Raw genomic sequence first — 21,753 nt, forward strand, 5'->3', positions numbered from 1 at the left:
CACCGGCGCATCGACTCCGCGAACACCGGGGACGACACCATCAACTCCCGCGCCATCCCCACCCACTGAGCACCCTGACCCGGGAAGACGAAGGTGGTCTTGCCGTGGGCGTCGGCGTATCCCTGGACGAGCCCGGGGGTGGGTTCGTCGTTGATGAGGGCGGTGAGTCCGGCGAGCAGTTCCGTGCGGTCGCCGCCGAGGACGACGGCCCGGTGGTCGAAGAGGGACCGCTCCGTGGCCAGTGACAACGCCACATCGGCGGGCGCGAGGCCGGGACGTGCGGCGAGGGTGGCGCGCAGGCGTTCCGCCTGGCCGCGCAGGGCCCGCGCACTCTTGGCCGACAGCGGCCACGCCAGCACGCCGGACGGCTGCCCGGCGGATGACTGCCCGGCGGTGGACTGCCCGTCCGGGTTCACACCGGCAGTGAAGGTGTCTGCGGTTTCTGCGGTGTCTGCGGTACCTGCGGTGGCCGGTCCCGTTGCTGTCGGCTCGGCACCGTGCGCGTCCTCGGGGGCCTGCTCCAGGACAACGTGCGCGTTGGTGCCGCTGAGCCCGAAGGAGGAGACGGCAGCACGGCGCGGCCCGCCGGAGCGGGGCCAGGCCGTGTCCTCGGTGAGCAGGGAGACCGCGCCCGTGGACCAGTCGACCTCCGGTGTCGGCTCGCTGACGTGCAGCGTCTTCGGCAGCAGGCCGTGGCGCATGGCCAGCACCATCTTGATGATCCCGGCGGCTCCGGCGGCGGCCTGGGCGTGTCCGATGTTGGACTTCACCGAGCCGAGCCACAGCGGGCGTTCGGCGGCCCTGTCCCGGCCGTAGGTGGCCAGCAGTGCCTGGGCCTCGATCGGGTCGCCCAGGGTGGTGCCGGTGCCGTGGGCCTCGACCGCGTCCACGTCGGAGGCGGCGAGTCCGGCGTTGGCCAGGGCCTGTCGGATGACCCGCTGCTGGGAGGGGCCGTTGGGGGCGGTGAGGCCGTTGCTGGCACCGTCCTGGTTGATGGCGGAGCCCCGTACGACCGCGAGAACCCGGTGCCCGTTGCGCCGGGCGTCGGACAGCCGCTCCACGAGGACCATCCCGACGCCCTCGGCGAGGCCGAAGCCGTCCGCGTCGGCGGCGAACGCCCGGCAGCGGCCGTCCGCCGAGAGCCCGCGCTGACGGCTGAACTCGGTGAAGGCGGCCGGGGACGACATCACCGTCACACCACCGGCCAGCGCGAGGCCGCATTCGCCGTCGCGCAGCGCCTGGGCTGCCAGGTGGAGGGCGACCAGCGACGACGAGCAGGCCGTGTCGAGGGTGACGGCGGGACCTTCGAGGCCGAGGGTGTAGGCGATGCGGCCGGAGGCGACGCTGGCGGTGTTGCCGGTCATGCGGTAGCCCTCTACGCCATCGGGGGCGTTGCCGGGGCTGGTCGTCCCGTAGTTGTAGTGCGTCAGGCCGGTGAACACGCCAGTGTGGGTGCCGCGCAGCGCGTCCGGGTCGATGCCCGCCCGCTCCAGTGCCTCCCAGGCCGCCTCAAGCAGAAGCCGCTGCTGCGGGTCCATCGCCAGCGCCTCACGCGGCGAGATGCCGAAGAACTCGGCGTCGAAGTCGGCGGCGTCATGCAGGAACCCGCCCTCGCGGACGTACGTCCTGCCGGGGGCGTCGGGGTCGGGGTCGTACAGCCCCTCCACGTCCCAGCCGCGCCCGGTGGGCAGTGGGGAGACGGCGTCCCTGCCCGCTGCCACCAGCTCCCACAGGTCCTCCGGGGAGTCCACTCCGCCGGGGAAGCGGCAGGCCATGCCCACGATGACGACCGGGTCGTCGTCGGTGGCCACGCTCACCGGTGCGACGGCAGCGGTGCCCGCCTCTGTGCCGGAGAGTTCGGCCGCCAGATGCCCGGCGAGAGCGGCGGGGTTCGGGTAGTCGAAGACGAGGGTGGCCGGGAGCTTGAGGCCGGTGAGCGTGATGAGCCGGTTGCGCAGCTCCACGGCGGTCAGGGAGTCGAAACCGATCTGCCGGAAGGCGCGGGCGGGTTCGATGGCGGCGGGGGTGCCGTGGCCGAGGACGGCGGCGGCGTTGGCCCGTATGAGATCGGTCAGTTCGCGCTCCCTGTCCGCACGGGGCAGGGCCGCGAGCCGCGCCTGAAGGTCGGAGGGCGCGCCGGTGACGTCGTCGGGGCCGGTGGCGTCCGGAGCGGCGGCGGCCAGGGCGGCCCGCGCCTCCGGCACTCCCTCCAGCAGGCGGCTGGGCCGCTCGGAGGTGAACACCACGGCGAACCGGTCCCAGCGCATGTCGATGACGACGGCGGTGGTCTCGTCCCGGTCGAGGCTGATTTGCAGCGCGGCGGTCGCCGCGTCGGCGTCCATCGCGAACACGCCATGCCGCCGCGCCCGGTCCCCGACGCCCCCCTCTGCCATTCCGGAGCCCGCCCAGGTGCCCCAGGCGACGGCGGTAGCCGGTAGCCCTTCGGCGCGGCGCCGCTCGGCGAGCGCGTCCAAGTGGGCGTTGCCGGGCGCGTAGTTGCCGAGGCCGGGGGTGCCGAAGGTGGCGGTGAAGGAGGAGAAGAGGACGAACGCCGACAGGTCGAGGCCGCGGGTCAGCTCGTGCAGGTTCTCCGCGCCGAGCGCCTTGACCCGCACGACGCGGTCCACGCGCTCGTCGGTGAGCGAGTCCACCATGCCGTCGTCCAGCACGGCCGCCGTGTGCACGACGGACGTGAGCGGCTGGTCCTCGGGCACGGCGGCGATGAGCCGGGCCAGGTCGGACCGCTCGGCGATGTCGCAGGCGGCGAGGGTGACCCGGGCGCCCAGTGCGGTCAGTTCGGCTTCGAGAGCGGCGGCACCGGGGGCTTCGGCGCCCCGGCGGCTCACCAGCAGCAGATGGTCGGCGCCGTTACGGGCGAGCCAGCGCGCGATGTGCGAACCGAGCGCCCCGGTGCCGCCGGTGACGAGCGTCGTACCGCGCGGCCTCCACTCCCGTACGGCCCGGCCGTCGCCGGAGGCGGCCGCGGGGGTGGCCCGTATGAGGCGCCGTGCCCACGTCCCCGTTGCCCTGACCGCCAGCTGGTCCTCCCCGTCGATGCCGGTGAGGGCGGCGGCCAGCCGCGTCATGGCGTGGTCGTCCACGTCGGCCGGGAGGTCGACCAGTCCGCCCCACAGCCGGGACTGCTCCAGGGCGACGACCCGCCCCAGGCCCCACACCTGGGCCTGCGCGGCGCCGGGTACGGGTACCGGCACACGGTCGGCGCCACTCATGTCCGTGTCCGGGGCCGGGACCGTGCTCGCGTCCACGCCCGTGCCCGCGCGGGTGCTCATGCCCGCGTCCGGGTCCGCGTCCGCGTCCGTGAACATCGCGTTCTCGGTGGCGCACCACAGCGGCACCTCGGTGCCCGCGTCGCCGAGGGCCTGTACGAGGCGGAGGGTCGCGGCGTAGCCGCGCGTGAGGGCGGAGTGGCCGGGCAGCGGCCGCTCGTCCACGGCGGCGAGGGACAGCACACCGGCGAGTTCGGGGTGCCCGGCTGCGGCCTCGGCGATGAGGGCGGCCAGCGCGCCCCGGTCCATGACGGCCGCGTCAACGGTCAGCGGCACCACCTGGGCACCGGCGCGCGCGAGCGCGCGTGCGCACCCATCGGCCCAGGTGTGGTCGGCGAGCCCGGCAGGCAACGCCAGCAGCCAGGTGCCGGACAGCACAGGGGCGTCGGGGGTGGCGATGGGGCGCCAGGTGATCCGATAGCGCCAGGAGTCGATGACGGACCGCTCACGGCGCTGCCGCCGCCAGGACGACAACGCGGGCAGCACAGCGCCCAGCCCGTCCTGGCCGCCCTCCACCCCGAGGGTCAGCGCCAGCTCCTCCAGGTCCTCGCGCTCCACGGCCTCCCAGAACCGCTCGTCCACCTCATCCCGGGTGACCTCGCCGCTCACGGCCTCGGTCGCGTCGAGCCAGTAGCGCTCGCGCTGGAAGGCGTACGTGGGCAGATCGACGACCCGCGCGCCCGGGAACACCTGCGCCCAGTCGACCCGTACGCCCTTCACATGCGCCTCGGCGAGCGACGTCAAGAACCGACCCAGACCGCCGTCATCACGCCGCAGCGAACCAACCGTGGTCACGGGCGCTTCCGGGCCAGCGGTCTCCTGAATACTCATCGACAGCACCGGATGCGCACTGCACTCCACGAACACGCCGAGACCGTCCGCGATCAACCGCTCCACCGTCGGCCCGAACCGCACCTCCCGCCGCAAATTCCGCACCCAGTACGCGGCATCCAGCCCCGCCGTATCGACCGGCTCGCCTTCTACCGTCGAGTAGAACGGCACCTCACCCGACACCGGCCGGACATCCGCAAGCACCCGCAGCAGCTCCTCACGGATGGACTCCACCTGCGACGTATGCGACGCGTAGTCGACGGGAACGCGCTTGGCCCGGATGTCCTCCGCCTCACACCCGGCGATCAGTTCGTCCAGCGCGCCCGGCTCACCGGCAACGACCGTGGACGACGCCCCGTTGACCGCCGCCACCGACACCCGGCCCTCGTACGCGGCGATACGGGCTTCCGCCGCATCCCTGGCCAACCCCAGCGAAACCATCCCGCCCTTACCGGCAAGACGCTCACCGATCACCCTCGAACGCAGCGCCACCACCCGCGCCCCGTCCCCCAACGACAGACCACCAGCCACCACAGCAGCCGCGATCTCCCCCTGCGAATGACCCACCACAGCCGCGGGCTCCACACCGTACGAACGCCACAACCCCGCAAGCGAGACCATCACCGCCCACGACAACGGCTGCACCACATCCACCCGCTCCAGCGAGCCGTCGAGCTCAGCCCCGAAATCCCAGTCGATGAACGGCGCCAACGCATCCCCGCACCGGCGCATCGACTCCGCGAACACCGGGGACGACACCATCAACTCCCGTGCCATCCCCACCCACTGAGCACCCTGACCCGGGAAGACGAAGACCTGGTTGCGGGCGCCGTCGGCGGTTTCGCCGGTGGTGAGGTGCTGGGCGGGCCTGCTCTGGGAGAGGGCGGTGAGGCCGTCGAGCAGAGTCGCGCGGTCGTCGGCGATCACCACGGCGCGGTGTTCCAGAGCCGCGCGGGTGGTGGCGAGGGCGGCGGCGATGTCGTGCGTGCCGAGTTCGGAGCGGGCGTCGAGGTAGGTGCGGAGGCGGGCGGCCTGGGCGCGCAGCGCTGCCGGGTTCTTCGCTGACACCGTCCACGGGACGGGGCCGCCGCCGGTCCGCGTACGGGGCTCGGGCTCCGCCGGTTCCTCGGCCGGTTCGGCCTCCTCCAGGATGACGTGGGCGTTGGTGCCGCTGACGCCGAAAGAGGAGATCCCGGCCCGGCGCGGCGCTTCCTGGCGCTGCCAGGGGCGGTCGTCGGTGAGCAGTTCCACGGCGCCTGATGTCCAGTCGACGTGCGGGGTCGGCTCATCCACGTGCAGCGTCTTGGGGAGGACGCCGTGGTGGAGGGCCATCACCATCTTGATGACGCCGCCGACCCCGGCCGCCGCCTGGGTGTGCCCGAGGTTGGACTTGAGCGAGCCGAGATACAGCGGGTCGGCCTCCGGGGAGCGCTGCCCGTAGGTGGCGAGCAGGGCGTGCGCCTCGATGGGGTCGCCGAGGCGGGTGCCGGTGCCGTGCGCCTCGACGGCATCCACGTCGCCGACGCCGAGCCTGGCGTCGGCGAGGGCCTGCCGGATGACGCGTTCCTGGGAGGGGCCGTTGGGGGCGGTGAGCCCGTTGCTGGCGCCGTCCTGGTTGACGGCGGAGCCCCGCACGACAGCCAGCACCTGATGCCCGGTCTTGCGGGCGTCCGACAGCCGCTCCACGAGGAGCACGCCCACCCCCTCCGACCAGCCGGTGCCGTCGGCCGCCGAGGCGAAGGACTTGCAGCGTGCGTCGGCGGCGAGGCCGCGCTGCCTGCTGAACTCCACGAACAGCTCCGGCGTGGGCATCACCGTCACGCCGCCCGCCAGCGCGAACGCGCACTCGCCCTTGCGCAGCGCCTGCACGGCCAGGTGCAGGGCGACCAGCGACGACGAGCATGCCGTGTCCACCGTGACGGCGGGGCCCTCAAGGCCGAGGGTGTAGGAAACCCGGCCGGAGATGACGCTGGCGGCCTTCCCCGTCATCCCGTAACCCTCGATGATCTCCGGCGCGGTCCGGCCGAAGATGCCGTACCCGGGGTGCCCCGCGCCCATGAACACCCCGCCGTCCGAGCCCTTCACGGACGACGGGTCGATGCCGGACCGCTCAAGGACCTCCCAGGAGGCCTCCAGCAGCAGCCGCTGCTGCGGGTCCATGGCCAGCGCCTCGCGCGGCGAGATCCCGAAGAACTCCGCGTCGAACTCAGCGGCGTCGTGCAGGAATCCGCCCTCGCGCACGTAGCTGGTGCCCGGCGTGGACAGCTCCGGGTCGTAGAGCGCGTCGTTGTCCCAGCCACGGTCCTCGGGGAACGGCGTGATCGCCGTTCCTCCCTCGGCGACCAGCCGCCACATGTCCTCCGGCGACCGCACCCCGCCCGGATACCGGCAGGCCATGCCGACGATGGCGATGGGCTCCAGCTCCCGCTGCTCCATGTCGGCGATGCGCCGACGGGCCAGGCGGAGGTCGGTGGTAGCGCGCTTCAGATAATCGCGGAGTTTGTCTTCGTTGTTCATTCGGGTGTCACACCTATCCGAATATCCGAAACGGCTTCAGGGAGTTTCGAGTTCGTTGTCGAGGAGGTCGAACAGTTCGTCGTCGGAGGCCGCGTCCACGCTCGCTCCCCCGGCCTCAGCAGGCCCGGTGGCCGCTGCGTGGCCGCTCCAGCGGTCGAGGAGGCTGTGCAGCCGGGCGGTCACCTCGGGACGCACCGTGTCCTGTGCCGCCAGGGCGGACAGGATGGCCTCCGCCTTGTCGAGTTCGGCGAGGGCGTCCCGGGTGGACATGACGTCGCTCTCCCCGAGCTGCCCCGTCAGGTAGGCGGCGAGGGCCGCGGGGGTGGGGTGGTCGAAGACGACTGCCGCGGGGAGCCGCAGGCCGGTGGCCGCGCCGAGCCGGTTGCGCAGTTCGACCGCGGTGAGCGAGTCGAAGCCGACATCTCGGAAGGCACGTTCCGCTTCGACGGCCTGCGCTGAGGCGTGCCCCAGGACAGTGGCCGCGTGGGTGCGTACGAGGTCGAGCAGCGTCCGCTCGCGTTCGGGTGCGGAAGCGCCGGACAGCCGTCGCCGTAGCGCGTCAGCGCCGGACGCCTGCTCGGCGGCGCCTGCGGTGGCGCGCCGCACGGGGGCGCGGACCAGGCCGCGCAGCAGCGGAGGTACGGCCTCGCCTTCGCCCGCGCGGGCGCGTAGCCCAGCCAGGTCGAGGCGGACCGGGACGACCAGCGCCTCGTCCGCGGTGAGGCCGGCGTCGAACAGCTCCAAGCCGTGCTCCGGTGCGAGGGCCAGCGCGCCTGAGCGGCCGACGCGGGCCAGGTCGGCCTGGGCGAGGTGCTCGGTCATGGCGCTGGCCTGGTCCCACAGGCCCCAGGCCAGCGAGACGGCGGGCAGGCCCTGGTCCCTGCGGTGCTGGGCTAGCGCGTCGAGGTAGGCGTTGGCCGCCGCGTAGTTGGCCTGCCCCGGCGTGCCGAACAGGCCGGACGCCGAGGAGAAGAGCACGAACGCGGCCAGGTCGAGTCCCGCTGTCAGCTCGTGGAGGTTGCGCGCCGCGTCCACCTTGGGCCGCAGCACCCGCTCCACCTGCTCGGGGGTGAGCGAACCGGTCAGCGCGTCGTCGACGACACCGGCAGCGTGCACGACGGCGGTCAGCGGGTGCCCGGCGGGGATGGCCGCCAGGGTCGCGGCCAGCGCGTCGCGGTCGGCGGCGTCGCAGGCGACGACGGTGACATCCTTGGCGCCTGCCGCCTGGAGGTCCGCCACGAGTTCGGCCGCCCCGTCGGCCGCCGGGCCGCGCCTGCTGGCCAGCAGCAGACGACGTACGCCGTGCTGGGTCACCAAGTGCCGGGCGATCAGGCGGCCCAGCGAGCCGGTGGCGCCGGTGAGCAGAACGGTGCCGTCCTCGTCCCACTTCCGGGGCATGGTGAGGGCGACCTTGCCGATGTGCTTGGCCTGGCTGACGTACCGGAACGCCTCCGGCGCCCGCCGTACGTCCCACGACCGCACCGGCAGCGGCGACAACTCACCCCGCGCCAGCAGCTCCACGACCTGCGCCAGCATCGCGCCGAGCCGTTCCGGGCCCGCCTCGATGACGTCGAAGGCGTCGTACGTCACGCCGGGGTGGTCGGCGGCGACGGCCGCGGGCTCGCGGATGTCGGTCTTGCCCATCTCCAGGAACCGGCCACCCCGAGGCATCAACGCCAACGAAGCATCCACGAACTCACCCGCCAGCGAGTTCAACACCACATCCACACCACGACCACCAGTAGCCGCCAGGAACCGGTCCCTGAAATCCAGCGAACGCGACGACGCGATACGAGCCTCATCAACCCCCAGCCCGCGCAGCACCTCCCACTTCGGCTCACTGGCCGTCGCGAACACCACAGCACCACGCAACCGCGCCAACTGCACCGCCGCCATCCCCACCCCACCAGCGGCAGCATGAACCAGCACCACATCACCCGGCCCCACACCCGCCAGATCCACCAACCCCATCCACGCCGTCAAAAACACCACCGGAACCGACGCCGCACACTCAAACGACCACCCCACGGGCATAGCGGCCAGCAGCCGGTGATCGGTGACGGCGACCGGGCCGAACGCCCGGGGCACGATGCCCATGACGCGGTCGCCTGGCGCGACGCTGTCCACGCCGGGGCCGACGTCGAGCACGACACCGGCCGCCTCGTCGCCGAGGAACGGGGTCGCCTCGCCGGGGTACATGCCGAGGGCGATCAGGGCATCGCGGAAGTTCATCCCGGCGGCTCGTACGGCGATCCGCACCTGTCCGGGCGCCAGGGGCTCGGCGACCTCGGGCCGGGGCAGCAGCGCCAGGTTCTCCAGGGTGCCCGCCGCCGTGAAGTCGAGGTGCCAGGGACCTTCGGCGGGCGGCGTCAGCAGGCCCTCCGCCCCGGCCCGCGCCAGCCGGGGCACGAGTACCTGCCCATCGCGCGTGCGCACGCGTGGCTCGGCGTGCCCGAACACCGCGTCGGGCAACGAACCGGAACCACCGCCGGGCGTCGCCTCGCCGAGCCCGGCCGCTGCCCCGGCCGCTGCGCCAGTCACTGCGCCAGTCACTGCGCCAGTCACTGCGGCGGTGGTTGGTCCGGTGATTGGCTCAGCCGCCGTGTCAGTCGGTGTCGCGGGCGCCACGCGCCCCGTCTCCGTTTCCACGAGGAGGAAGCGGCCGGGGTTCTCCGACTGCGCCGAGCGCACCAGCCCGGCGACGGCCGCGTGCGCGAGCGACCCGGTCCGGATCACGACAGCGAGCCGGGTCGCGCTGAACCGGTCCTCGGCCAGCCACCGCCGCAGCAGCTCAAGCGCCCCGGTGACGGTCGCCCGTACATCGTCGGTGCCGGGCACCTGCCAGGCGACCACGTCCGGGGCGTCCTCGGCGATCGCGGCAAGGTCGGCCGCTTCCTCATCCAGCGTCACCACTCGGCCGGGGCCAGGCACCGATGCCTCGGCGGGTGCGAGCACCCACTCGACGCGGAACAGCGAGTCCCGCACCCCGCCGCTCCGCGCCTCCCGCAGCTGGTCCGCCGACACCGGCCGGGTCGCCAGCGTCTCCACGAGGGCTACGGGGGCGCCCGTCGCGTCGGCCAGTTCCACGGTCAGCGCCCCGTCCTCGGCCGGGGACAGCCGGACGCGCGCCGAGGCCGCCCCGGAGGCGTACAGCTCGACGCCGGACCAGGCGAACGGGAGCCGCAACGCCCCGCCCGGCTCGTCGAGGGTCGCGAGCAGCGCCCCGTGCAGGGCGGAGTCGAGCAGCGCCGGATGGACGCCAAAGCGGGCGGGGGCCGCGTCGGAGGGAAGCGTGACCTCGGCGTAGATCTCCTCGCCATGGCACCAGGCGGCTCGCAGTCCCTGGAAGGGCGGCCCGTAGACGGAGCCGAGTCCCTCCAGCCGCTCGTAGAAGCCCGTCAGGTCTGCCGGCTCCGCACCGGGCGGCGGCCAGGCCGCCAGGTCGAAGGCGGCGGGCGCGCCGGTGACCGTGAGCACACCTACCGCGTGGCAGGTCCACAGCGCGTCGTCGGGGGCGTCCTCGGGGCGCGAGTGGACGGACACCGTACGGGTGGGGCCATCGCCTTCCGCGCCGACGGTCACCTGGACCTGCACGCCGCCCCGTTCGGGCAGCACCAGCGGGGCCTGGAGGGTGAGTTCGTCGATCCGGCCGCAGCCGACCTCGTCCCCGGCCCGTACCGCCAGCTCCACGAACGCCGTGCCCGGCAGCAGCACCGCGCCCGCCACCGAGTGCCCGGCCAGCCACGGGTGGGTTCGCAGCGAGAGCCGTCCCGTGAGCAGCACGCTCCCGGAGTCGGCGAGGGTCACCGTGGCACCCAGCAAGGGGTGGTCGGCGGTGTTCAGGCCGATCGCGGCGGTGTCGCCGGGCCCCGACGCGGACACCAGCCAGTAGCGCTCGTGCTGGAAGGCGTACGTGGGCAGTTCGATCGGCTGGGCGTCGCCGGTGAGCTCCGCCCAGCGCACCGGGACCCCGCTGACGTGGGCGCGGGCAAGGGCTTCGACGGCGGTCTGCGCTTCGGGGCGGCCCTTGTGCAGGGCGGCGGCCCAGGTGAGGTGTTCGGTGTCGGCCGCTTCGAGGCATTCCTGCGCCATGGCGGTCAGCGTCCCGTCAGCGCCGATCTCCAAGAAGAAACCCGCACCCTCCGCCTCCAGGGCACGTACCGCATCAAGGAAACGCACCGGCTCGCGCACATGCCGCACCCAGTACTCCGGATCACTCCAATCACCCGACACGGAGCCACCCGACGTCACCACCGCGCACGCGGGCGCGTGGAAGACCAACCCCGAAACCACCTCGCGGAACCCCGCCAGCATCGGCTCCATCAACGGCGAATGAAACGCATGACTGACCCGCAACCGCTTCACCCGCCGCCCACGACCCCTGAACACCTCAGCAAGCCCCAACACCACGTCCTCGGCGCCAGAGACCACCACAGACGTCGGACCGTTGACCGCCGCGACACCCACCCCACCAGCACCGCCATGCCCGGCCAGCACCTCGGAGACCTCAGCCTCCGACGCCTCCACCGCCACCATCACCCCACCAGCCGGCAACCCCTGCATCAACCGACCCCGCGCCGCGACAAGACGGCACGCATCCGCCAGCGACAACACACCCACCACATGCGCGGCAGCGATCTCCCCCACCGAATGCCCCGCCACCACATCCGGCGACACACCCCACGACTCCACCAACCGGAACAACGCCACCTCAAAAGCAAACAACGCAGGCTGAGCAAACTCCGTACGCTCCAACACCCCCGCATCCCCACCCCACACCACCTCACCCAAAGGACGGGACAACACCCCACCCAACTCACCCACCACCGCATCCCACACACGCGCGAACACCGGGAACACCCCGTACAACTCACGCCCCATACCCAACCGCTGACTGCCCTGACCACCGAACAACAACGCCACCCGGCCAGACCCCACCTGCCCCGTCACCACACCCGGAGCCGACACACCCTCCACCAACGCCGCCAACCCCGCCAGCAACTCCACACGCCCCGCACCCACCACCACAGCACGGTGGTCGAAGGTCGTCCGCGTACGTACCAGCGACGCCGCCACGTCGGCGGCCGGGGTCTCCGGGCGGGCGGTCACGAACTCCAGCAGCCGGGCGGCCTGTGCGCGCAGCGCCTCCGGGCTCCGGGCGGACACCACCCACGGGATGACGGGTGACGCGCCGTGGGTGACGGGCTGCTCGTCGGCCGTCTTCGGCGCGGCCTCGGGGGGCGCCTCCAGGACCACGTGGGTGTTGGTGCCGCTGACGCCGAACGAGGAGACGGCGGCCCGGCGCGGGGCGCCCGTCTCCGGCCACGGGCGGGCCTCGGTCAGAAGTTCCAGGGCGCCTTCCGACCAGTCCACCTTCGGGGTTGGCTCGTCCACGTGCAGGGTCTGCGGCAGGACGCCGTGGCGCATGGCCAGCACCATCTTGATGACGCCGCCGACCCCGGCCGCCGCCTGGGCGTGGCCGATGTTGGACTTCAGCGAGCCGAGCCACAGCGGGTGTTCGGGCTGACGGCCGCGCCCGTACGTGGCCAGCAGTGCCTGCGCCTCGATCGGGTCGCCCAGTGTCGTCCCCGTGCCGTGCGCCTCGACGGCGTCCACGTCGGCCGTGGAGAGCCCGGCGTCGGCCAGGGCGGCGCGGATGACGCGCTGCTGTGCGGGGCCGTTGGGGGCGGTCAGCCCGCTGGAGGCACCGTCCTGGTTGACGGCGGTGCCCCGGACGACGGCGAGGACGCGGCGGCCGTTGCGGCGCGCGTCGGAGAGCCGTTCCAGCATCAGGACGCCCGCGCCCTCGGACCAGCCGGTGCCATCGGCGGCCGCGGCGAACGGCTTGCACCGGCCGTCGTGGGACAGCCCCCGCTGGCGGCTGAACTCCACGTACACCTCGGGTGTGGCGAGCACCGTCACGCCACCGGCCAGGGCGAGTGAGCATTCACCACGGCGCAGCGCTTGGGCCGCGAGGTGGAGGGCCACCAGGGAGGACGAGCACGCGGTGTCGAGGGTGACGGCGGGGCCCTCAAGGCCGAGGGTGTAGGCGATCCGCCCGGACAGCACGCTGCCCGCGTTGCCGATGCCGACGAACCCCTCGACGTCCTTGGGGATGTCGCCGAGGGCAGCCCCGTACTCGTGGTACATGATCCCGGCGTAGACGCCGGTCTTGCTGCCCTTGAGGGTGGTGGGGTCGATGCCGCCGCGTTCGACGGCCTCCCACGCGGTCTCCAGCAGGACGCGCTGCTGCGGGTCCATGGCCAGCGCCTCGCGCGGGGAGATCCCGAAGAAGCCCGCGTCGAACTCGGCGGCCCCGTCGAGGAACCCGCCCTCGTTCACATAGCTCTTGCCTCCGGCCTCCGGGTCGGGATCGAACAGCTTCTCCAGGTCCCAGCCCCGGTCGGTGGGGAACGCGGACACCGCGTCCCTGCCCTCGGCGACCAGGTCCCACAGGTCTTCCGGGCCGCGCACCCCGCCCGGGTAGCGGCAGGCCATGCCGACGATCGCGATCGGCTCCGCCGCCTGGGCGACGATCTCCGCCTTCTCGCGGCGCAGCCGCTCGATCTCCTTGAGCGAACTACGGAGGGCACCGACGAGGTCTTGCGTGGACGAGGTCTTGTTCACCGTTCGTTCTCCTGGGCCTTGTGGAGGAGGGCCTCCACGTCCATGTCGTCGATGTCGTCGAAGCTGTCGTCGGCACCGGTCTCCGGAGCGGAGGCCCGGCCGGTCGTGGTCGTGGCGGGGGCGGCCCCCGGGCCGGTGAGCCCGGCGAGCCGCAGCAGGTCGTCCATGACGCCCAGTTCCCGCAGCCGGTCCAGCGGGATGGCCGCGAACGCCTGCCGCACCTGGGCTTCGTCCAGCCCTTCGGGGATGCCGGGTCCCTCCTCGCCGGGTACGAGCTCGGCCAGTGTGTACTGGGCGAGGGCGAGCGGGGTGGGGTAGTCGAAGACGAGGGTGGCGGGCAGTTTGAGGCCGAGTTCGGCGGTGAGCCGGTTGCGCAGCTCGACCGCCATGAGCGAGTCGAGTCCCTGCTCCAGGAAGCCGGTGCCCGCGTCCACGGCGCGCGGTGTGCCGTGGCCGAGCACGGTGGCCACATGGGCGCGTACGAGGTCGAGCAGCGCCTGTTCGCGGTCGGCTGCCGGAAGCTGGGTGATCCGCCGGGACCAGGGCACCGCCCCGCCGCCCGTGCCGTGCGCGGCGCCGCCCTGCTCGGTGGTGCGCCGCGCCGGGGCGCGTACGAGGCCGCGCAGCATGGGCGGCACCGGCTCCGTGGCGGCCCGGGAGCGCAGCCCGGCCACGTCGAGCCGTACGGGGGCGAGCAGCGCCGCTTCTGTGGTGAGGGCCGCGTCGAACAGCGCCAGGCTGTGCTCGGTGGACATCGCCAGCAGCCCGGCCCGGTTGCCGCGGGCCAGGTCGCCGCGCCCGAGGTTCCCCGTCATGCCGCTGGCCTGCTCCCACAAGCCCCAGGCCAGCGAGACGGCGTGCGACCCGGTGGCCCTCCTGCGGTGTGCCAGCGCGTCGAGGAAGGCGTTGGCGGCGGCGTAGTTGGCCTGTCCGGCGCCGCCGAGGAGGCCGCTGACCGAGGAGAACATCACGAAGGCGGCGAGGCCGGACCCGGCGGTCAGCTCGTGCAGGGCCTCGGCGGCGTCGGCCTTCGGCCGCAACACCCGCGTGAGCTGCTCCGGGGTGAGCGAGCTGACGATGCCGTCCTCGATGACGCCCGCCGTGTGGACGACGGCGGTCAGCGGGTGGGCGGCGGGGATGCCGTCGATGACCGTGGCGAGCAGGCGCCGGTCGGCGGTGTCGCAGGCGACGACGGAGACCCCGGCCCCCGCCTCCCCCAGCTCCGCCGCTAGCTCGGCGGCGCCTTCCGCGACCGGTCCTCGCCTGCTGACCAGCAACAGGTGCCGTACGCCGTGCTGGTGCACCAGGTGCTTGGCGACCAGCGCCCCGAGGGTTCCGGTGCCACCGGTGATCAGCACCGTGCCGTCCGGGTCGAGACCACGGCGCGGCGCGACGTCCACCGCGGGAGCGGGGCCGGACCCGGCCGCGAGACCGGACTCGGTCGCAAGGCCGGACTCGGTCGCAAGGCCGGACTCGGTCGCAAGGCCGGACTCGGTCGCGAGACCGGACTCGGTCGCAAGGCCGGACTCAGTCGCAAGGCCGGACTCAGTCGCAGTCGCCGTCGCCGCCGCCGCCAGTGCCGTGCTCGTGGCGGTACCCGTACCCGTACCGGCCCTGGCCATCCGTGGCGTCAGCACGAGGCCGCCCCGTAGCGCCAGTTGGGGCTCGCCGCAGCCGACGGCGGCGGGCAGCGCGGCCCGCGACGCGGGCTCGCCGTCCAGGTCGACCAGCGCGAACCTGCCGGGGTGCTCTGTCTGGGCCGCGCGGATCAGCCCCCACACGGGGGCCGCGCCCAGATCGCGCACGTTCTCGTCATCGGCGGTCGCCACCGCGCCCGAGGTCACCAGCACCAGCCGCGACGGCGACCAGCGCTCGTCGGCCAGCCACTCCTGTATCTCCGCGAGTGTGCGGCGCGCCAGCCGGTGCGCGGCCTCGGCGGCGCCGCCGTCCCCGTACGCGGCGCCCGCGTCGCGGCTCGCGACGCTCAGCACCACCGTGTCCGGGACGGCCCCGCCCTCGGCGACCGCCGCACGCAGCGCGGCCTGGTCGGGGAAGGTGAGCGGGTCGGCCCCGGCCTCCAGCAGCACGGTCGCCACGGCGAGATCGTCGTCCCCGAGCACGGCCCACTGCTTGGCCGGTACGGCGGCGGGCGCGGCGTTCGTCTTGGTCCACTCGACCGCGTAGAGCGAGTCGGCCGGGCCACCGCGTGCGGCGTTCAGCTGCTCCGCCGATACGGGCCGGGTGGCCAGCGCCGTCACCGAGGCGACCGGATGGCCCGCGAGGTCGGCCAGGTCGAGGGCCAGGGTGCCACCCGCGCCTGGGGCGAGCCGCACGCGTACCGCTTCGGCGCCCCGCGCGTGCAGTTCGACCCCGCTCCAGGAGAACGGCAGCCTCACCTGGTCGGTGCGGCCGTCGATGATGTCGAGCAGCGCCCCGTGCAGGGCGGCGTCCAGCAGCGCGGGATGCAACCCGAACCGCCCGTCCTGCCCCTCGGGCAGTACGGCCTCGGCGAACACCTCGTCGCCACGCCGCCATGCGGCGCGCAGCCCCTGGAAGACCGGCCCGTATCCGTAGCCCGCACCGTCCAGCCAGGCGTAGAACCCGGTGAGGTCGACGGGCTCGGCGCCCTGCGGCGGCCAGTTGGTCAGACCGGTCGGCGACTCGTCTCCAGCGGGGACGAGTGTGCCGGTCGCGTGGCAGGTCCACGGCTGGTGCTCGGCAGCGCTTTCGGAACCACTGCCGGCACGACTGCCGGCATCACTGTCTGCCCCGTTGTCGTCACCGATATCGTCGCCGTTTTTGGAGCGGCTGTCCGGACGGCTGCCGGTACGGCTTTCCGGACGGCTGTAGACGCGTACGCCCCGCACACCCGCCGCGTCCGCCTCGGCGACCACGACCTGGAGCCGTACGGCGCCCGCTTCGGGCAGCAGCAGCGGGGCCTGGAGGGTGAGTTCGTCGATCCGGCCGCAGCCGACCTCGTCCCCGGCCCGTACGGCCAGTTCCACGAACGCGGTACCTGGCAGCAGCACCACGCCGCCGACCTCGTGATCCACCAGCCATGGGTGCGAGGTCGCCGACAAGCTGCCGGTGAACACCAGGCCGTGCCCGTCGGCGAGCGACACGGCTGCGCCGAGCAGCGGGTGGTCCGCCGAGCCCAGACCGGCGGACTCCAGGTTCTCGTGGCCCTCGGTGGACCGCAGCCAGAAGTGCTCGTGCTGGAAGGCGTACGTCGGCAGTTCGACCGTACGGCTCGTGGGCAGCAGGGACGACCAGGGGACGGCGACCCCGTGCGCGTGCAGCCGGGCGAGGGCTTCGACGGCGGTCTGCGCCTCGGGGCGGTCCTTACGCACCGACGGCACCAGCACCGCACCATCACCAGCCACACACTCCTGCGCCATGGCGGTCAGCGTCCCGTCAGCGCCGATCTCCAGGAAGAAACCCGCACCCTCCGCCTCCAGGGCACGTACCGCATCAAGGAAACGCACCGGCTCGCGCACATGCCGCACCCAGTACTCCGGATCACTCCAATCACCCGACACGGAGCCACCCGACGTCACCACCGCGCACGCGGGCGCGTGGAAGACCAACCCCGAAACCACCTCGCGGAACCCCGCCAGCATCGGCTCCATCAACGGCGAATGAAACGCATGACTGACCCGCAACCGCTTCACCCGCCGCCCACGCCCCCTGAACACCTCAGCAAGCCCCAACACCACGTCCTCGGCGCCAGAGACCACCACAGACATCGGACCGTTGACCGCCGCGACACTCACACCAGCACCGCCATGTCCGGCCAGCGCCTCGGAGACCTCAGCCTCCGACGCCTCCACCGCCACCATCACCCCACCAGCCGGCAACCCCTGCATCAACCGACCACGAGCGGCAACGAGACGGCAGGCGTCGGCCAGCGACAACACACCCACCACATGCGCCGCAGCCACCTCCCCCACCGAATGCCCCACCACCACATCCGGACACACACCCCACGACTCCACCAACCGAAACAACGCCACCTCAAAAGCGAACAACGCAGGCTGAGCAAACTCCGTACGCTCCAACACCCCCGCATCCCCACCCCACACCACCTCACCCAAAGGACGGGACAACACCCCACCCAACTCACCCACCACCGCATCCCACGCACCCGCGAACACCGGAAACGCCCCATACAACGCACGCCCCATACCCAACCGCTGACTGCCCTGACCACCGAACAACAACGCCACCCGACCCGAACCCACCTGCCCCACCACCACACCCGGAGCCGACACACCCTCCGCCAGCGCCGCCAACCCCGCCAGCGACTCCACACGCCCCGCACCCACCACCACAGCACGGTGGTCGAAGGTCGTCCGCGTACGTACCAGCGACGCCGCCACGTCGGCGGCCGGGGTCTCCGGGCGGGCGGTCACGAACTCCAGCAGCCGGGCGGCCTGTGCGCGCAGCGCCTCCGCGCTCCGTGCGGAGAGCGTCCACGGGGCCAGGGACCCGAGGGCGTCCGGTGCGTCGGCGGATCGCTCCGCCTCCGGGAGGGCCGGGGGCTCGGCCGGCTGCTCCAGGATCATGTGGGCGTTGGTGCCGCTGATACCGAAGGCGGAGATGGCCGCCCGGCGCGGGTGGCCGCTCTCGGTGGTCCAGGCCCTGGCCTCGATGAGCAGCTGGACGGCGCCGGAGGCCCAGTCGACCTCGGGTGTCGGCTCGTCCACGTGGAGGGTCTTCGGGAGAACGCCGTTACGCATCGCCATCACGGTCTTGATGACTCCGGCGATGCCCGCGGCAGCCTGCGCGTGCCCGATGTTGGACTTGAACGAGCCGAGCCACAGGGGCTGGTCGCCCGCGCGCTGCTGCCCGTACGTGGCCAGCAGCGCCTGGGCCTCGATCGGGTCGCCCAGTGTCGTGCCCGTGCCGTGCGCCTCGACGGCGTCCACGTCGGCCGCCGACAGGCCCGCGTTCGCCAGCGCCTGTCGGATCACCCGCTCCTGCGAGGGGCCGTTGGGGGCGCTGAGACCGTTGCTCGCGCCGTCCTGGTTTGTGGCGCTGCCCCGGATGACGGCGAGCACCGGGTGGCCGTTGCGCCGCGCGTCGGACAGCCGCTCGATGAGCACCATTCCGGCACCCTCGGACATGCCGATCCCGGCGGCGTCCGCGGCGAAGGCGCGGCAGCGGCCGTCGCGGTTGAGGCCGCGCTGGCGGCTGAAGCCGATGAGCGGCTGGGGCGTGGACATGATGGCGACGCCACCGGCGAGGGCCATGGAGCATTCGCCGCTCCGTACCGCCTGGGCCGCGAGGTGCAGGGAGACCAGCGACGAGGAGCACGCGGTGTCCACGGTGACGGCGGGGCCCTCAAGGCCGAGGGTGTAGGCGACGCGGCCTGAGACGACGCTGTTGTGGCTGCCGGTCAGCAGGTGGCCCTCGTAGCCGTCGGGGACGCGCCGCACGGTTTCCCGGTAGTCGGAGGGGTTGGCGCCGATGAAGGTGCCGGTGGCGCTGCCCTTGAGGGTGAGCGGGTCGATGCCCGCGCGCTCCAGTGCCTCCCAGGCGGTCTCCAGCATCAGCCGCTGCTGGGGGTCCATGGCCAGCGCCTCGCGCGGTGCCACGCCGAAGAACCCGGCGTCGAACTCGGCCGCGCTGTGCAGGAACCCGCCCTCGCGTGAGTAGACGGTGCCCTGCCTGGCGGGGTCCGGGTCCCACAGCCGGTCGAGGTCCCAGCCCCGGTCGGTGGGGAACCCGGAGATGGCGTCCACCTCGTCGGCGACGAGGCGCCACAGCTCGTCGGGCGAGTTGGCTCCGCCGGGGTAGCGGCAGGCCATGCTGACGATCACGACCGGGTCGTCGTCGGTGGCGGAGGCGGCCGCCACGGGGGCGGCGGGCGCTGCCGCGCTGCTGGTGGCGGTCGGCTGCCCGGCGCCGAACAGCCTGGTCGTCAGGTACTGGGCGAGGTCGGCGGGCGTCGGGTAGTCGAAGGTCAGCGTGGCGGGCAGCTTGAGGCCGGTGGCGGTGTTCAGCCGGTTCCGCAGGTCGACCGAGGTGAGCGAGTCGAAGCCGAGGTCGCGGAAGGCGCGGCTGGGGTCGATCCGGGCGCCGGCGGCGTGCCCCAGGACGGCGGCGGCCTGCGTCCTGACGATGTCGGCGAGTTCGCTGGTCTGCTCTTCCTCGGGGAGTCCGGCCAGTCGGCGGTGGAGGGCGGAGGTGTCCGCGCCAGTGCTCGTGTCGTCGGCTTCGGCGGCTTCGAGCAGGCGCCGCGCCTCGGGTATCTCGCCGAGCAGGCGGCTGGGCCTCGCCGAGGTGAAGATCGTGGTGAAGCGTTCCCAGTCGATGTCGGCGATGGCCACGAACGTCTCGTCGTGTTCCAGCGCCTGGCGCAGCGCGTCGCACGCGGTGTCCGGGTCCAGCAGCGGCAGTCCCTGCTGGCCGACCCGGTCGCTGAGCTCCTTGCGCTGGTCCGCGGCGTCCTCGTCCCAGTCGTGGAAGGCGTCCCAGATGCCCCAGGCCACGGAGGTGGCGGGCAGGCCCTGGGAGCGCCGCCGCTCGGCCAGGGCGTCCTGGTGTGCGTTGGCGGCCGCGTAGGCGGCGTGGTCGCCGCTGCCCCAGAACCCGGCGATGGAGGAGAAGAAGACGAAGGCGTCGAGTTCCTCGCCGGCCAGGAGCTCGTGCAGGTGCTCGGCGCCGCCGACCTTCGCCGCGTACACGTCGCCGAAGTGCTCGGGGGTCGCCGCTTCGATCGGGCTGAGGTCGGCGACGACGGCGGCGTGCATCACGGAGCGCACCGGGCGCCCTTCGGCTTTGAGCTGTCCGATCAGCGCTTCCAGCGCGTCGCGGTCGGCGATGTCACAGGCGACGACGGAGGCGTTGGCACCGAGCCCGGCGAGTTCGGCTTCCAGCTCGGCCGCACCGGGGGCTTCCCGGCCGCGCCGACTGGTCAGAACGAGGCTCTTGGCGCCGTTACGGGCCAGCCAGCGGGCGAAGCACGCGCCGAGCGCGCCTGTGCCGCCGGTGATGAGCACGGTGCCTTCGGGCCGCCAGGTGCGGGCGGCGGGCGCGGCGCCCAGTGGGGCACGCACCATGCGCCGGGCGACGGTGCCGGAGGCGCGTACGGCGAGCTGGTCCTCGCCCGCCGCGTCGGAGAGGATGCCGCACAGCCGCCGCAGTGCCCGATCGTCCGCCGCCTCGGGGAGGTCCACAAGTCCGGCCCAGCGGCGGGGGTGTTCCAGGGCGGCCACGCGGCCGAGTCCCCAGACCTGGGACTGCGCGAGGGAGGCGGGCGCGTCGGCGGGGCCGGTGGAGACCCCGCCTCGGGTGACACCCCACAGCGGCGCTTCCACGTCGATGTCGCCCAGCGCCTGGATCAGCGCCAGCGTTCCCGCCACTCCGGTGGGCAGCACATCGGGCTGGGTGTGCGGGCGTTCGTCAAGGGCCCACAGGGACAGCACACCGCCCGTCTCGGGGAGGGGTGTGGCGTGGCCTTCCGGGTGGGCTTCGCTGTGGTCACCGAGTGCGGCGCGCAGCCGCTCGGCGAGCCTGGCCCGGTCGGTGTCGGCGCGGTCCACGGTCAGGGGCAGGACCTCGGCGCCGCGTTCGCTCAGCGCGCGGGTGAGGGCGACGGTGAGTGCGTCGTCGGTGTGCGTGGCGGGCACGACCAGCAGCCAGGGCCCCGACAGGACGGGCGCCGCCGTGCCGGACACGGGCTGCCAGGCGATGGAGTAGCGCCAGGTGTCGATGACGGAGCGCTCGCGGCGCTGCTTCCGCCAGGACGACAGCGCGGGCAGCACGGCGCCCAGCCCGTCGTGCGCATGCGCACCGTCCACGCCCAGCGTCAGCGCCAACTCCGCCAGGTCCTCGCGCTCCACGGCCTCCCAGAACCGCTCGTCCACCTCATCCCGGGTGACCTCGCCGCTCACGGCCTCGGTCGCGTCGAGCCAGTAGCGCTCGCGCTGGAAGGCGTACGTGGGCAGATCGACGACCCGCGCGCCCGGGAACACCTGCGCCCAGTCGACGGCCGCACCGTGGACGTACGCCTCGGCGACGGAGCTGAGGAACCGGCCGAGGCCGCCGTCCTCACGGCGCAGCGAGCCGACGGCGGCAACGGCACCGGCAGCGGACCCGGAAGCCGACCTGGCCGTCGCGCTCTCGGCGGTCTCACCGATGGCCATGGCGAGCACGGGATGCGCGCTGCACTCGATGAACAGCCCGTACCCGTCCGTGAGCAGAACTCCGGTGGTATGCGCGAACTCCACGGTCTGGCGCAGGTTGCGGACCCAGTACGTGGCGTCAAGCCCGGCCGTATCGACCCGCTCGCCCTCCACCGTCGAGTAGAACGGCACCTCGCCCGGCACCGGCCGGACATCCGCCAGGACCCGCAGCAGCTCCTCGCGGATGGACTCCACCTGCGACGTATGCGACGCGTAGTCGACGGGAACGCGCTTGGCGCGAATATCCTCCGCCTCACAACCGGCCACCAGCTCATCCAGGGCTTCCGGCTCACCAGCCACCA

General features: G+C 73.2%; 3 protein-coding genes. All 3 read right to left on the reverse strand.

Features of this window, described 5'->3' with window-relative positions; all coding sequences use genetic code 11:
* The coding region (locus AC5P1B_RS35205; RefSeq protein ID WP_493892103.1) for a type I polyketide synthase at positions 1–6,635 on the reverse strand (6,635 nt) is incomplete at its 3' end.
* A 36-nt stretch (positions 6,636–6,671) separates the two neighbouring features.
* The gene (locus AC5P1B_RS35210) at positions 6,672–13,262 is read right to left on the reverse strand and encodes a type I polyketide synthase (protein ID WP_493892104.1); all 6,591 of its coding nucleotides are present in this window, start codon (positions 13,260–13,262) and stop codon (positions 6,672–6,674) included.
* The coding region (locus AC5P1B_RS35215) for an SDR family NAD(P)-dependent oxidoreductase (protein ID WP_493892105.1) at positions 13,259–21,753 on the reverse strand (8,495 nt) is incomplete at its 5' end. The genes AC5P1B_RS35210 and AC5P1B_RS35215, both read right to left, overlap by 4 nt.

Source organism: Streptomyces sp. A01, from assembly GCF_059026195.1.